Annotated in this window: 11 protein-coding genes and 1 pseudogene; 6 read left to right on the top strand and 6 right to left on the bottom strand. The window is 52.6% G+C overall.

Annotated elements, in window-relative coordinates; all coding sequences use genetic code 11:
* The first annotated feature begins 30 nt into the window (after window positions 1-30).
* From EB241_RS07060 to EB241_RS07050, 3 genes are all read left to right on the top strand, one after another.
* The gene (locus EB241_RS07060) at window positions 31-672 is read left to right on the top strand and encodes an RpiB/LacA/LacB family sugar-phosphate isomerase (RefSeq protein ID WP_124232495.1); all 642 of its coding nucleotides are present in this window, start codon (window positions 31-33) and stop codon (window positions 670-672) included.
* A 567-nt stretch (window positions 673-1,239) separates the two neighbouring features.
* Window positions 1,240-1,692 (top strand): SgcJ/EcaC family oxidoreductase, encoded by a 453-nt coding sequence (locus EB241_RS07055; RefSeq protein ID WP_124232494.1) that lies wholly within the window; start codon window positions 1,240-1,242, stop codon window positions 1,690-1,692.
* A gap of 390 nt (window positions 1,693-2,082) precedes the next feature.
* Entirely contained in the window at window positions 2,083-2,427 is a 345-nt protein-coding gene (locus tag EB241_RS07050) for a hypothetical protein (protein WP_124232493.1), read from the top strand.
* Between the two features lie 253 nt (window positions 2,428-2,680).
* On the opposite strand, the gene EB241_RS07045 is transcribed toward EB241_RS07050, so the two are convergent.
* Both EB241_RS07045 and mntP read right to left on the bottom strand, forming a co-directional pair.
* Complete coding sequence (locus tag EB241_RS07045; protein WP_124232492.1) at window positions 2,681-3,412, bottom strand: SDR family oxidoreductase; 732 nt, start codon at window positions 3,410-3,412, stop codon at window positions 2,681-2,683.
* A 480-nt stretch (window positions 3,413-3,892) separates the two neighbouring features.
* Window positions 3,893-4,462, bottom strand: coding sequence for a manganese efflux pump MntP (gene mntP / locus EB241_RS07040; RefSeq protein ID WP_124232491.1), 570 nt, complete (start codon window positions 4,460-4,462; stop codon window positions 3,893-3,895).
* Window positions 4,463-4,854: 392 nt separating this feature from the next.
* On the opposite strand from mntP, the gene EB241_RS07035 reads away from it, so the two are divergent.
* The gene (locus EB241_RS07035; protein ID WP_124232490.1) at window positions 4,855-5,097 is read left to right on the top strand and encodes a DUF1158 family protein; all 243 of its coding nucleotides are present in this window, start codon (window positions 4,855-4,857) and stop codon (window positions 5,095-5,097) included.
* 306 nt (window positions 5,098-5,403) lie between these two features.
* Window positions 5,404-6,846, top strand: coding sequence for an alpha/beta hydrolase (locus EB241_RS07030; RefSeq protein WP_124232489.1), 1,443 nt, complete (start codon window positions 5,404-5,406; stop codon window positions 6,844-6,846).
* A gap of 61 nt (window positions 6,847-6,907) precedes the next feature.
* On the opposite strand, the gene EB241_RS07025 is transcribed toward EB241_RS07030, so the two are convergent.
* From EB241_RS07025 to EB241_RS07015, 3 genes are read right to left on the bottom strand one after another with little or no spacing between them, the layout of a single operon-like run.
* Entirely contained in the window at window positions 6,908-7,948 is a 1,041-nt protein-coding gene (locus EB241_RS07025; protein WP_124232488.1) for an AI-2E family transporter, read from the bottom strand.
* Window positions 7,948-11,055 carry an efflux RND transporter permease subunit gene (locus tag EB241_RS07020; protein ID WP_124232487.1) on the bottom strand — a complete coding sequence of 1,036 codons (3,108 nt, stop codon included), beginning with the start codon at window positions 11,053-11,055 and terminating at the stop codon, window positions 7,948-7,950. The genes EB241_RS07025 and EB241_RS07020 overlap by 1 nt, the downstream gene beginning before the upstream one ends.
* 12 nt (window positions 11,056-11,067) lie before the next feature.
* Window positions 11,068-12,168, bottom strand: a complete 1,101-nt coding sequence (locus tag EB241_RS07015; RefSeq protein ID WP_124232486.1) for an efflux RND transporter periplasmic adaptor subunit — start codon at window positions 12,166-12,168, stop codon at window positions 11,068-11,070.
* 459 nt (window positions 12,169-12,627) lie between these two features.
* Between EB241_RS07015 and EB241_RS07010 the strand changes: the two genes are divergently transcribed.
* Window positions 12,628-13,956, top strand: a complete 1,329-nt coding sequence (locus EB241_RS07010) for an MFS transporter (protein ID WP_124232485.1) — start codon at window positions 12,628-12,630, stop codon at window positions 13,954-13,956.
* Between the two features lie 179 nt (window positions 13,957-14,135).
* Here the strand turns inward: EB241_RS07010 and EB241_RS07005 are convergent.
* A pseudogene (locus EB241_RS07005) lies at window positions 14,136-14,504 on the bottom strand (DUF1440 domain-containing protein); the annotation flags it as partial.
* Between the last annotated feature and the right edge of the window lie 389 nt (window positions 14,505-14,893).

The following is a 14,893-nucleotide window of genomic DNA, read 5'->3' as shown; positions in this document are numbered from 1 at the left end:
AAAGACTCAATGCATAACGCAGGAGAGAACATGAATATTGCACTGATGATGGAAAACAGCCAGGCAGCAAAAAATGCACTGGTGCTACAACAGTTACAGGCAGTTGCCAGCGATAACGGCGATGCCGTATTTAACGTTGGTATGAGCGATGAGCAGGATCATCATCTGACCTACATTCATCTTGGCATTATGGCCAGCATTCTACTCAATGCTAGCGCGGTGGATTTTGTTGTTACTGGCTGTGGCACCGGCCAGGGGGCGCTGATGTCCCTCAATATCCATCCTGGCGTGGTGTGTGGATATTGTATTGACCCGGCCGATGCTTTCCTCTTTGCACAAATCAACAACGGTAATGCACTCTCATTGCCCTTTGCCAAAGGTTTTGGCTGGGGAGCAGAACTGAATGTACGCTATATCTTTGAGAAAGCATTTACCGGTCGGAAAGGAGAAGGCTATCCGGCCGATCGTAAAGAGCCTCAGGTTCGTAATGCCGGTATTCTGAATCAGGTTAAGCGCGCCGTGATCAAAGAAGACTACCTGAGTACCTTACGTGCCATCGATCCCGAGCTGGTCAAAACGGCCGTTGGTGGTCAACGTTTTCAGCAGTGTCTGTTTGAACACGGCAAAAATGCCCACATCATATCCTGGGTCAGAGAGCTGATTCAGTCCTGATCTGAATTAGCTCAGCGGATACAGTACCCACCGTTGTTAACGTCGCCCTTCATTGTCACAGATTATAATGAAGGGCCGTTGGGTTGCTAATGAATCACTGCCGTTGATCTGATAAAACCGACATCGTATGGTGTGTCAACGCGGGTGATAAGATAACGCTCAACCTGCTTTAGCGCTTTTTGCCCAATCGCCTCCGGGGCTTCACACAGGTGCACTCCAACTGACGCTCTCTTTATCGGATCCAGAGAATTATGCTGGCGACCGGTCCTGCGACGCGAAAAAACGATTCATTTATTCGCTCTCTTCTTAATGATTAAATAGCCAGCACCCTATAAGAAAGGAAAGACTCTTTCAGAAGAGTAAATTAATAAATACCTGTTCCGCACAAATAAATATAAAAATAATTTTTTATTTTCAATAATATACAAATAAAAAGCAATAAAAAAAAAGCACCCATTATCAATGAATAATAAAATGAAAAACATATAAAACCAGAAGCCTTTATTTAATAAAGGTTTAATTTTTCGTGATATCTTCAGGAGATTAAATCACCAAGGAGAGAGACAAATGAAAGCTGGAATTATTGGACTTATGCTTGCTGGCGTATTGACTTCTTCTGCGGCGTTTGCCGAAGAAGCTACCACCTGTGTCAGGATGACAGAATCTGAAGTGGCCGCAATGTTTGATCGCTGGAACGACTCTCTGAAAACCGGTAATGCAAAAACGGTCTCAGAGAATTATCTTTCCGACGCGGTTCTGTTGCCAACATTGTCTGATAAAGTTCGTCTTACCAATGAAGAAAGAATCGAGTATTTCGAAAAATTCCTGGCTAAAAAACCCGTTGGTCATATCGACAGTCGTACCATCCGCCTCGGCTGTAATAAAGCCATTGATGCCGGCACCTACACCTTTACCTTTGGGGATGGTAGCAAAGCAGCGGCACGTTATACCTTTACGTATAGCTGGAACGGCGAAAAATGGCTGATCTCCACCCATCACTCCTCAGCAATGCCTGAATAAATCCGTTTTTCTCCACGGCCAACCGGTTGTGGAGAATGTTTACCGGCTCCAGCCAGCCCAGGGCAAGACGCTCTACATCAAAATGGCCGCCGGGTCACTTCCTGCACGTATGGCGTCCCGTCAGCCTTGTATCGCCGCTCTCGAATGGTGACCCCTTGACCCGAAAAGGGCAATCAAAAATGGATCGCTGTTGTCGTGTAAAGATGTAAAGGCTCCACTGACGTTGAATGATGAAAAAATTAGCTCAATCGTTCGATCCTGCATGAAGTCATGACCTGATTCAGGCAATATCTTTATTGCGTCTGACAAAGGCTATGTGCAGGTCATCTGGACATGGCGGGCGGTCAGCGCGGTCTTATTTTAATTTTTACCGTTCATTAAGGAGCAGGTATGAAAAAAGTGATGTTGCTGCTCGCCGCTGCAATAGTAACCAGTACCGCCCATGCAGAGGGTGAAGCTGACGATCCGGCTCTGAGCTACATCGCCAACCTCTGCACGGTTGTCACTCAGGAAAAATCATCTGGCTCTGCTGACAGTTATATTGCCAGGTTAAAAGCACTCCATCCACAAAATGGCACCTCCTCACAGCAGCAAAGTTCGTCGTTTGATGAAGACGAGGCGAGAACCGTGATCGCCGCCTGGATGAATCTCAGTGAAGATCAAAAGAAGATAGCACGTCAGAGCCAGCAAGCCTGTGAGGATGCCACCTCAAACGAATACCAGAGCCAGGATTGAGTACTGATTTATGGCAGGGCAAGCCGTCCTGCCAGAACCACCAATGACCCACCGACGCCGACGGACGATACTGGTCTGTTGGGCTTATGCTGTGGGTCCACCTGCTCCAGCCTGCGGATATGAACGTGCGTTCAGTGGTTGTCTTGCTGCTGACATACGCAAGACACTCATGGATATAAAACGCGACCGCCCCCGCAAAACCAGTCACGATAAGGCGTGAGATCGGCACTCTGTTCAGAGAAAAACATAACGGTCAAACCATACCGCCATTGGCACGGATCACCTGGCCATTAATCCAGCCACTCTCGTCACCGGCAAGAAATAAAATGACCGCCGCGATATCGTCCGGCTGGCCCAGACGCTGAAGTGGATTCAGATTGGCCAGTGACCGGATCTGTTCATCGCTTTTGCCATCCAGAAACAGTTCTGTCTCCACCGGCCCAGGCGCAACCGCATTTACCGTGATTTTACGCCCACGTAACTCTTTAGCAAAAGTACGGGTAAACGCTTCGATCGCCGCTTTAGTGCCGTTATAAATCGCATAACCCGGCATATTCAACGCCAGTGCAGAGCTGGAAAGATTAATAATCTTACCGCCTTCCTGCATATGCCTGCCGGCCTCACGAAGGGTATTAAAGGTTCCCTGCACATTAACGGCAAAAGTCCGGTTAAACAGTGCATCGTCATGTTCAACCAGTGGCAACATTTTCAGGACCCCGGCGTTATTGACCAGCAAATCAACCCGGCCAAAAGTCTTTAGCGTGGTGGCAAAAAGTGCGGCTACGGCAACCGCATCGGAAACATCACCCTGAATGGCCATCGCGTCAACGCCTGTCTCCTTCAGTCTGTCGACCACTGCCTGCGCTTCCTGCTGTTTGCTTGCGTAGTTCACCACCACGTCATAACCCGCTTTTGCCAGGCGTAACGCAATTTCTGCGCCTATACCGCGGGATGCACCGGTTACCAAAGCGACTTTTCTGCTCATGACTCTCTCCTGATGAACGTTGTCTATGTGACATAGCTTAGTGGCTGATGCCCGAAAGCGAATTTACCAACGAATAAACACGGCACAACGTCAGCCAGAACAGACGGCGATAAACCATCATGGTAAAGAAAGGACAAAGTGAAGGCGGTCAATACCGCAGTGAGTTGATCAACCGCTGGAGGAGTCGTTTTTGACAAACAGCAGAGTAGCGCCTTTGCTCATCCCCTGACCGCATCAACCGGCCAGGTGATGTATGGTTACTCAATACATTGCACCAGGCGGTACATGTTTGAAAACCTGGACATAGCAGCGCAAAACATAGTTGGCAAATCTTTTCATAACGCTTCTTCTTAAAATTTTTTTGCTTTGATTAAAAAAAGCATACAAGAAGAGCCGTTTTTACGCAAAAAAATTTGAAGCACATCACAAATTCGTAGCGAAAAAGCATCAGGGATTTGCAGGCTTTATCCTTAACAGGTTTCAGGCCAGCAGCCCTAAGTGCTCAATCAAAATACTGGAGCCGATACCAATCAGCACCACACCGCCAAATATTTCGGCCCATTTGCCCATTACCGGTCCAAGGAAACGGCCCAGCAAAATTCCCATTGAAGCCATAATCATCGTTGATGCGCCAATCGCCAGCGCGGTTGTCACAATATTCACCTGCAAAAAGGCCAGCCCCACGCCTACCGCCATCGCGTCCAGGCTGGTGGCCACCGCAGTCGCGGCAAGCAGCCAAAAACCGTGGCGTTGAGGCGCTTCTTCCACCACGTCTTTCTTACGCACGCCTTCCATAATCATTCGCGCACCCAGCACAAACAGCAGAGTAAACGCCACCCAGTGATCCCAGGCCATCACATAACGGCTGGCCGCCAGTCCCACCGCCCAGCCAATCAGCGGCGTCAACGCTTCAATTACACCAAAAATCAATCCAGTGCGAAGCGCCTCTTTCAGGCCAGGACGATGCAGGCTTGCTCCTTTACCGATTGCAGCAGCAAAGGCATCCATCGACATGCCGAAGGCCAGGATGAGTGTTGCATATAGATTCATTGTGGTTATACCAGCTTGATGGCTGAGTCTCTGCCCAAACGTCAAAAAAAACCATCTCGCACAATAAACAGACGCGAGAGATTGAAGTAAAAATGCATCCTGCCATGAAATTACCCAAAAAAAAAGACAATAAAATCATGGGTTTGAGTATAGCCATGGCTATACTTTTTAACGAATGCTAAACACTCAACCTGAATCACAAGGAAAAAGGCTAAAAGAATTACTACCTTAGAACGTTCAACCTTATGGCAATTGAGGGTATTTTTTTGCCAGTAATACCTGAAAAGCACCAATAATTGCCGCCAAACAAAAGCGGACCGGGGAAGATATGGAGATTGCACCGGCGGGCGGATTACCGGAAAATGATCGTCATTGACCGGAATGGAACAGCAATGAAAAATCCTTTTTTGACTTTTTTAATGCCAATGAGCACGCTGATGCTGGGCTTTCTCTCCGCGTTACTGCTACCCGCACCGTGGTTTGGTCTGACGCTGACGCACAAGCTGGTGGCGATCTTCCACCTGAGTGATATCGGCCAGCTCTACACGCTGGTGTTTTGCCTGTGGTTTTTGCTGCTTGGCGCGCTGGAATACGTTGTGATCCGCTTTATTTATCTGCGCTTTATAAAGGTATAAATAAAGGCGGATGCATTATCCGCCTTACTCTCCGCCCTCACGCCTTAGGTGCCGGATATCATCAGCAGACTGTAAACCACGTAAGAAATGGTCCTGCTTGCAATGAAAAAAAATAACATTTAAAAACAGCAAACTATACGATAATAACGGAAAGTCATTACGCTCGTATTACCTAAACCTGTTCTCAACCAATTGCATTTAACTGCCCGGTGAGCACTTTTTCATGCCTGGACAAAGGAGCAGGATCAACGGCCAGCACCGGATGCACACTATACTTGGGACGATTAAATCAAAGGCAATGCAACGATGTTGAACATCACCTGGTTAAAAAGATCGCTGCTTATTTTACTGTTGGTACTGACCGCGCTGTTGCTACTGCGCATCGCGCTGACGGAACGTGGTCCCGATTTGCAACCCTGGCATACGTGGATCCCGCAAGAGCTGAGCAGTAGCCAGCTCGATCGGTCAGACTGGGCAACTTATCTGCAAAACGAGCAGGACATCTTTGCCGACATGCAACGTAATGTCACCCGCAAAATCAGCAACGGTTCACCGGAATCGCTGAACCGCTACGCAGAAAACAGCCCGGTTTATCCACCCCATTTCGCCACCAACTGGAATCGATCTTACGAGCTGCTGCCGCAGGGAACGCCGCGCGGTGCGGTGGTCCTGTTACATGGCCTGACCGATTCGCCCTACAGCCTGCGGCATTTTGCCCTTGATTATCAGCAGAAAGGTTATGTGGCGGTGGCGATCCGTCTGCCGGGGCACGGCACGGTGCCTGCAGCACTGACCAGGGTTGGATGGCAGGAGTGGATGGCAGCGACCCGGCTGGCCGTCCGCGAAGCCCGCCAACGAATTCCTGCGGGCGCGCCGTTGCAGATCATGGGGTTCTCCAACGGCGGCGCACTGGCCATGAAATATGCGCTGGACGCGCTTGAGCATCCCACCCTGCCCGTCCCCAACCGTCTAATCCTGATCTCGCCCATGATTGGTGTCAGTCCCTACGCACGTTATGCCGGGCTGGCGGGGCTGCCTTCGCTCCTGCCAGCCTTTGCACGCTCGGCGTGGCTCAATATCCTGCCGGAATTTAATCCGTTTAAATACAATTCCTTCCCGGTCAGAGCCGCCCGCCAGTCATGGCTGCTCACCAGCATATTGCAAACGCAGTTGCACCGTATGCAGCACAATAAGCGGTTGGATCAGCTTTCCCCCGTGCTGACGTTCCAGTCGGTGGCGGATGCCACCGTCAGTACGCCTGCGGTGGTGCGGAATCTGTACAATTTGCTACCCGATAACGGCAGTGAGCTGGTCCTGTTTGATGTCAATCAGTCGGTGCAACTTGCGCCGTTGATGCGCAACAGCGCCCGGCATGCGGCGGAAAGGTTGCTCCCCCCGGCACCACGCAGCTATACCACCACCCTGGTAACTAATGCATCGCCATTGGACAGTGCCGCTGTCGCTGAAACCACCCGCGCCGGGACGACCATCACCACCCGCCAGGCGCTGGGCATCAACTATCCTGGTGATATCTATTCCCTGTCCCATGTGGCGCTACCCTTTCCGGCAAATGATGCGCTGTATGGCCGCACGCCAGAGCACGCCAGTGAGTTTGGCATCAATTTTGGCGCATTAGCGCCACGCGGTGAGCGCGCGGTGCTGACGGTCAGTCTGGATATGCTGATGCGCCAGTCTTTCAACCCGTTCTGGCCCTGGATGGTGCAACGGATTAACCAGACGCTGGATTAGCAGGATGCAGGTCATTTCTGCGCATCTTCATCACGAAGAGGCCGGGTTTTACTCAGCGGGATCACCCTTTGCTGGCCACTGCGTCACTGAGTAACAGCGCCAGCGGTGCTCCTCCTGGTGCCTGTTCCAGAACAATTTTTGCCACGATGGTCAGCGGTACGGAAAGTAACATGCCCACCGGGCCAAACAGCCAGCCCCAGAAAATCAGCGACAGAAATACCACCAGCGTTGACAGCCCCAGTCCACGGCCCATCAGCCGTGGCTCCAGCATATTGCCAATCAGTAGGTTGACCATCAGATAACCCGCCGTCACCAGCATCCCTGCGGGCATACCCTGAAAGATAATCACCTGGAGAATGGCCGGAATAGCCGCGAGAAAAGACCCAATATTGGGGATGTAGTTAAGCACAAAAGCCAGCGCGCCCCATAACAGAGAGAAACGGACATCGAGTGACAGCAGCATCAGCCAGACGACGATACCTGTCATCACACTGATGGCCGTTTTCAGCACCAGATAACGGCTGATATTGTCGAGCACCTGATGAATGGTCGCCATGCCATCAGAAGGGCGACGCAACAGATGCTGAAGTTTTCCGGTCAGTAACGGTACTTCCAGCAGCATAAACACCACGGTCATTAACAGAAGAAAAATCCCGGACACGGTGCCTGAAATCTGTGACAACAGCAGGCTGACCAGATTAATAGCCGCATTCGGGTCCACCATTGCCACCAGCGCTTCGGTGGACACCGCCACGCCGATAAGCCCCGCCATCTCCTGCAATTCCATCAGCCATGGAAGCATCACCGTGCGGTACTGCGGCAGGGTACGGGCGAAATCATTCAGCATACTGATCAGCGTGGCCAGCAGGAGCACACCGGTCAGCACGATCATGCCAACCAGCAGCGAGACCGCCAGCACCCGCGGCACACCGACCCGCTGCAACACGCTGACCAGTGGATTAAGGATCACCGCGATAAACACCGCCAGAATAAAAGGAACGACAATATCCCCCCCGGCACGGATGCCCGCAAGGATAATCACCAACATGCCCAGCATCATGACGATGTTAAATGTGCGTTTCTGTGCGGCAACCGGCGACATTATTTATCACCACGCGGTCTTTTACTCCACTCACGCAGGCGCTGAATATGCAGGTAGAGCGCCGGGATAAATACCACGCCCACCAGGGTAGCCACCAACATGCCGCTGAATACCGTGACGCCGATAATCTGCCGACTGGCGGCGCCGGCACCGCTGGCAAACACCAGCGGCAAAACGCCAAGGATCAAAGAAATAGCCGTCATCATCACCGCCCGGAAACGCTGCCTGGCCGCCTGATGTGCCGCATCAGCAATAGCGGCACCCTGCTCACGACGCTCCCGTGCAAACTCAACGATCAGAATGGCATTTTTAGCGGCCAGCCCGGTAAGTAGCACAAGACCAATCTGAGCATAGACATCGTTAGCAAAGCCCATCAGATGCAGCCCGGCCACGGCACCGCCCGCCGCAAAAATAACAGAAAGCAATACCGCCAGGGGTACGCTCCAGCTTTCATACTGCGCCACCAGGAACAGCCAGGCGAAAACAATCGCGGCAAGATAGATAAAGATCGCCTGATTACCGGTCTGCTGCTCCTGGAGTGACATCCCGCTCCAGCTGAAGCTGTACCCGGCTGGCAGATGATCTTTCAGCACCGCTTCCATCGCCTGCATGCTTTGTGCCGAACTGACGCCGGGCGCGCCAGAACCACTGACGGACAATGCCGGGAACTGATTGTACTGCATAATGTAAGGCGCCCCGGTTGACGGCGTTAACGTTACCAGTTGGTTCAGGCTGACGGCGCTGCCATTATCGCTACGCACGGTCAGTTGCATCAGCTGATCGCTACGCTGCCGAAAATCGAGATCGTTTTGCAGCTGCACCCTGAACTGCCGGTTGTTAACCGTGAAATCCCCGACGTTCCTGCCGCCCAGCGACGTTTGCAGCACCGTGAAAATACGGCTGATCGGCACACCCAGCAGCGCTGCACGCTCACGATCCACCGTCAGGGTCATTTCAGGCACGCTGGCGCTGAAGGTGGTAAAAACGCGACTGAGGTCTGGATGTTGATTGGCCGCCATAATGACACTCTGCCCGATACGCGCCAGTTCCTGCGGCGACTGTCCTTCCATGGCCTGAATTCTCAGGTCAAAACCGGCCGCATTACCTAATCCACTGATCGCCGGTGGCACAAAAGCCATGATGCTGGCAGAGGGAATAGTGGAAAGTTGCTGCTGAAGCTGCGGCAGAACCTGCGCCACAGGCGCACGTTCCAGCCAGTCTTTTAATAACACGATGGCGAAACCACTGTTGGCCGCGTTGCCGCCCCCCAGCAGGCTGAAGCCGGTAATGTTGATCACATCCTCTACCGCCGGGTTCTGCTCAACAACGTTATAGAGTTCCTCCATAACCTGCTGGGTGCGCGGCAACGCCGCACCATCCGGCAGCTGGACATTAACAAAGACATAGCCATCGTCTTCTGCGGGCAGAAAACCACCGGGCAACTGCTGATAGCCAAGCCAGGTCGCGGTGGCTGCCGCCACGATCACCACAACCGTGGTCAGGGCATAACGACTGACCTTGCGGGACAGAGCAACATAACCGTCCCGCGTATATTCAATGGCAGAGTTAAACAGGGCAAACGGCCCTTTCAGCGGTGCAACGCGCCTTTTTAACAGGCAGCCGCAAAGCGCCGGAGTCAGCGTCAGCGCGTTAACACTCGACAGCACCATCGCAGCCGACAGGGTAACGGCAAACTGGCGATACAACTCGCCAACAATGCCAGGCAGCACGGCAATCGGCACAAAAACCGCCAGCAGTACCAGCGTGGTGGCAATCACCGGGCCGGCAACCTGTCTGAGGGCTTTGCGGGTGGCTGTCGCCGGTGTCAGATCGGCATCATCCATTAGCAGGCGTTCAACATTTTCCACCACCACAATCGCATCATCCACCACGATGGTAAGTGCAAGGATGATGGCAAACAGGCTGAGGGTATTGGCGGAATAGCCAAACAGTAACAGCACGGCAAAGGTACCGAGCAGAGAAACCGGCACAGAGAGCGCCACGATAAAGGTGGCACGCAGACTTTGCAGGAACAGCCATACCACCACCAGCACCACGATCATGGTCAGAAACAGGGAAACACCGATTTCTTTCAGCGTGGCGGTAACAGGTTGGGTGGCATCGAACTTAATCTGATAGGTCATATCCTGCGGGAAGGCCCGCGCCTGATTGGCCATTTCGGCGCGCACGGCTTTCGCCACGTTCAGTGCATTCGCCTGCGGCGCCGGGTAAACCATCAGAAATGCACCCTGCGTGTTATTCAGTGCGGCATTGACCTGATAATTTTGTGCGCCCAGCTCGGTTCTGGCAATGTCGCCGATCCGCACCATTCCGCCATGCTGATTGCTGCGGATCACCACCTGGGAAAACGCCTGTGGGGTCATCAGTCGCCCCTCACCGCTGATAGTCAGGGTGTTCAGCTGCGCGTCAGGGGTGGGTGCCGCACCGATCTGGCCTGCTGCCGCCTGCACGTTTTGCTGCTGTAAAGCCTGGATCACCTCATCACTGGTAATGTGTAAGGCTTCCATCCGGTGCGGGTCCAGCCAGATGCGCATACTGTAATCACGCGCGCCAAAGACCTGTACATCGCCCACGCCGTTGATACGTGCCAGTGCATCACGCAGGCGAACAGACGTGTAGTTACTGACGAAAAGCGCATCGTGGCTCTGCTGCGGAGAAAATACGCTGATCCCTAACAGAATATTACTGGCACGTTTACGTACAGAGATACCGTTATTGTTAACCTCGGCAGGCAGCTGTGCCGTCACCTGAGAAAGACGATTTTGCACCTCTACGGCAGCCATATCAGGATCGGTGCCGCTGGCAAAGGTGATAGTCAGTTGATAGCTGCCACTGTTACTGCTGGTCGACTCCATGTACAGCATGTTGCTGACACCGTTAATTTGCGCTTCTATCGGCGCACCCACTGCCTGAGCAACGTCACGGGCGCTGGCACCGGGATACAGTGCGGTGACGCTAACCACAGGCGGCGTGACCTCAGGGAACTGTTCGACCGGAATAATTTTCAGCGCCATACCACCCACCAGGGCAATAATCAGCGCAATAACCATGGCGAAGCGAGGACGCCTGACGAAAAAACTTAACATGTTCCCGTCTCCTTATGGCGCTTCAGTGGCAAAGACCTGTATACCCGGTCTGACGCGCTGAATGCCCGCAACAATTACCCTGTCCCCCTGATGTAAGCCGGAAGTCACCACATAGTGCCGATCGATTTGTCCGCCGATGGTGATGCGCACGCTCTCAACCCGGTCATCAACCACCTTCAATACGTAATACCCCTGGGCATCCTGCTGAAGTGCCACCAGCGGCAGCATCAGTTCTGACTTTGCCTTCGGGATTAACTGAACATTCGCCACGCCGCCCGGTAGCAACAGATGCTGTGGATTAGCAAATTGCAGGCTTACCGCCACCGTTCCGGTGTGCGGGTCGATATGATTATCAACGGAGACAAACTCGCCACGCTGCGGATACTCTTCATTGTTAGCAAGCTGTAAGATTGGCGTCAGCGCCTGATTCGCTTTCTCCATGTCTCCCGCCAGGCCATGCTGGCTGGCGGTGAGATAATCGCGTTCGTTCACCGCAATCACCACCCTGACAGGGTCGATTTGATTCAGCGTTACCAGCGTGCCTCTGGCCGGATTGACCAGGGTTCCTTCATGCACATCACTGTGTCCGGCACGGCCACTGATGGGCGCAACAATCCGGGTGAAACCCAGATTCAACCGTTGCGTCTGCAACTGCGCTTCGGCCTCTTTCAGCGCGGCGTCGGCCATATCCCTCGTGGCAGTGGCGCTGTCCAGCTCAGACTGGCTGACGGCACTGCCCACGCCAAGTCGCTGTAACCGACGAAGGTGCTGCCGGGCATCCCGCGCCTGGGCGCTGGCATGACTGACCTGCGCCTCGGCTCTCGCCAGCAGGGCTTTGTGCTCTGCTGGCTCGATTTCAAACAGTGGCTGACCGGCTTCCACCGTCTCACCATCCCTGAAATAACGTTTCGCCACCACGCCTTCAGTCCGCGAAGCGACATCCACCGCGCGCAATGGCTCAATCCGCCCCAGATAACGGCCAGGTTGGGTGACATTTTGCTGCGCAAGCGTCACTACGGACACCGCAGGAAAGACAGCCGCAAGAGTTGTGGAAGTAAAGACCAACAGCGCCGATAACAGCAGGCCGTTCAGCGTTTGAAATTTCGTAAACATCCGGGAAAAACCCTCCAGGAAGGAGACAATATCAGGTGGGCCAGAAGTCTATTTGTTGAGCGAACCAAACTATCTGCTTTCGATCAGAAAAGAACGTGATGTGGCAGGCTAATTGCCGTTTATTTAAAATCGGTTGAACTGACAAAAGCGCGTCTGTCGTGGCAAAGTACCAAATGAATATTGTGACGCCGTGTTGAAATCAGTTTAAAATCCTGTTCACAGGTCATAATTTGTACAACCCGCACTGTTTAGCGCCAGCCGATACTTTTTATGCTGGCTTTAATGGTGTTTTGCACTATAAAAATCAAAATTACCCCTGCCATCACCCGGCAATGTCGTCATCTTTCGCATGATCCTCTTTTCCACCGCCGATACAGACAGCCGCAGGCTTTTCGTCATTGAATGCACCAGTGGGGGTGCGTAAGATTCTTTTTCACTTTTTAACAACAAGAAAGAGATATGCAAGCCTCCATCGCTCCCACTCCCGACAATGAACATGACACCACGCCGGTAAACTCACGAGGCAAAGTGCTCGTTGCTTCACTGGTCGGTACGGCTATCGAATTTTTCGATTTCTATATTTATGCCACCGCAGCAGTCATTGTATTTCCTCATATTTTCTTCCCGCAGGGCGATACCACCGTGGCCACGCTACAGTCGCTGGCAACCTTCGCGATTGCATTTATTGCCCGTCCTATCGGCTCCGCGCTTTTTGGTCATTTTGGTGACCGTGCCGGGCGAAAAGTGACGCTGGTTGCATCGCTACTGACCATGGGGATTTCAACCGTGCTGATTGGCCTGCTGCCCGGCTATCAAAGCATCGGCGTGTTTGCACCACTGCTGCTGGCGCTGGCACGCTTTGGCCAGGGCCTGGGCCTTGGCGGCGAATGGGGAGGCGCGGCGCTGCTGGCGACCGAGAACGCCCCGGCCAAAAAACGCGCCCTTTACGGCTCCTTTCCCCAGCTGGGTGCCCCCATCGGCTTCTTCTTCGCCAACGGCACCTTTCTGTTGCTCTCCTGGTTGTTGAGCGAAGCGCAATTTATGCAGTGGGGCTGGCGCGTGCCGTTTATCCTCTCTGCGGTGCTGGTGCTGATTGGCCTTTATGTCCGCGTGTCACTGCATGAGTCACCGGTTTTTGCAAAAGTGAAAAAAGAGAAGAAGCAGGTCAAAGTGCCTATTGGTACCTTGCTGTCCAGCCATCTGAAAGCCACGTTGATTGGCACGTTGATTATGCTGGCGACCTACACGCTCTTCTATATCATGACCGTTTACTCCATGAGTTACGGCACCGCCGCTGCACCCAATGGTCTGGGTTTCCCACGCAATACCATGCTGTGGATGCTGATGATGGCGGTGATTGGTTTTGGCGTGATGGTCCCCATCGCCGGGCTGCTGGCTGACCGCTATGGTCGCCGTAAGACCATGATCGTGATTACGCTGATGATAATCGCCTTCGCGTTGATTTTCCCAACCATGCTGGGTTCCGGTAATCAACTGCTGGTGATGGCGTTTCTGCTCTGTGGTCTGAGTATTATGGGGCTGACTTTCGGACCAATGGGGGCACTGTTGCCGGAGCTGTTTCCGACCGAAGTGCGTTATACCGGCGCCTCTTTTTCCTATAACCTGTCGTCGATTCTGGGGGCTTCAGTGGCACCCTACATCGCCACCTGGCTGAGTCACACTTATGGTCTGTTCTGGGTCGGTATTTATCTGGCAGCCATGGCCTGTCTGACGTTGTTCGCGCTGATTGCCAGTAAAGAAACGCGTCATCAGTCGCTGTACGACTGAAACTGACGCATCAAAAAAGTCGGGTGTGAGGATCGGTTGACGGGTCTGAGGGGGATATATAAAGGGTCCATATGCAACATAGGGACCCTTTTAACATCGGGCTTGATCAGGCTGGCATTATCGTCCAGTGATCGACATTAGCCCTGTGGTCGGTTCTTCACTGGCAAAATCCGCGCTGATTAAACAGCCCAGTTGCCGGTGATTTTTTTAGCGTAGATAGCCAGAACGGCGATAAGGCTTATCTCAATAGATACTGACCAGCAAATATGTCCAATCAGCTCACTCCAGAATTCATAGCCATTCATATTCCATAACCAGCCGGTTTTTCCCGGATTATAAACCGGGTTTCTGAAACCCAGCGCTGGGATTAATAAGCCATGCATGACCACGGTGATAACGATGCCGTAAAGCGCGCCGTACCAGAGTCTTATCTTAGGCATCCACACGGACAGGAAAACATATAAAAACGCAAAGGCAAAACTGAACAACCAGTGATAGAGCATGACCGCACCGGGCACCGTCGTTCCCTGATAAACATAATCCAGAGAGGCCGTTTCCTGACTGGTGTGAACAGGGACAAATGACCTGGGCTGTTTACTGTTTCTGCGGTTGAAAACATCAACGGTATTCCATGTGGTAAAAAGCCGGGTGTTAAGCAAATTAATCGGCTTGAAAGACAAGCTGTCTGCCTCCGGGGCTGCCATACGCGTACGATCGAGGATGTCCGCGGTGATACTTTTAGTCACTGCACTTTTTTCGGTTACGTCGGCCTTTAAGGCATTATTCGCAGCGGTAAAACCGTTAATCACCCCGGCCTCTCCGGTCTGGCCTGAAGCGATTGCACGCATCCGATCCTGTGTATCGATTTCGTCAAGAAGTTCATCATTAATAAAATCTGCAATATCGTCACGGCGATTACGTATGTAGTCCGCAACCT

It is taken from the genome of Erwinia psidii (assembly GCF_003846135.1).
Lineage (GTDB): Bacteria > Pseudomonadota > Gammaproteobacteria > Enterobacterales > Enterobacteriaceae > Erwinia > Erwinia psidii.
Note: the sequence above shows the minus strand (reverse complement) of the source record. Positions and strands in the feature narration are given on the sequence as shown.

Excerpts from the sequence above, each read along its gene's own strand:
- EB241_RS07060 (WP_124232495.1), top strand. The coding sequence starts at position 31 with ATGAATATTGCACTGATGATGGAAAACAGCCAGGCAGCAAAAAATGCA.
- EB241_RS07055 (WP_124232494.1), top strand. The coding sequence starts at position 1,240 with ATGAAAGCTGGAATTATTGGACTTATGCTTGCTGGCGTATTGACTTCT.
- EB241_RS07050 (WP_124232493.1), top strand. The coding sequence starts at position 2,083 with ATGAAAAAAGTGATGTTGCTGCTCGCCGCTGCAATAGTAACCAGTACC.
- EB241_RS07045 (WP_124232492.1), bottom strand. The coding sequence starts at position 3,412 with ATGAGCAGAAAAGTCGCTTTGGTAACCGGTGCATCCCGCGGTATAGGC.
- mntP (WP_124232491.1), bottom strand. The coding sequence starts at position 4,462 with ATGAATCTATATGCAACACTCATCCTGGCCTTCGGCATGTCGATGGAT.
- EB241_RS07035 (WP_124232490.1), top strand. The coding sequence starts at position 4,855 with ATGAAAAATCCTTTTTTGACTTTTTTAATGCCAATGAGCACGCTGATG.
- EB241_RS07030 (WP_124232489.1), top strand. The coding sequence starts at position 5,404 with ATGTTGAACATCACCTGGTTAAAAAGATCGCTGCTTATTTTACTGTTG.
- EB241_RS07025 (WP_124232488.1), bottom strand. The coding sequence starts at position 7,948 with ATGTCGCCGGTTGCCGCACAGAAACGCACATTTAACATCGTCATGATG.
- EB241_RS07020 (WP_124232487.1), bottom strand. The coding sequence starts at position 11,055 with ATGTTAAGTTTTTTCGTCAGGCGTCCTCGCTTCGCCATGGTTATTGCG.
- EB241_RS07015 (WP_124232486.1), bottom strand. The coding sequence starts at position 12,168 with ATGTTTACGAAATTTCAAACGCTGAACGGCCTGCTGTTATCGGCGCTG.
- EB241_RS07010 (WP_124232485.1), top strand. The coding sequence starts at position 12,628 with ATGCAAGCCTCCATCGCTCCCACTCCCGACAATGAACATGACACCACG.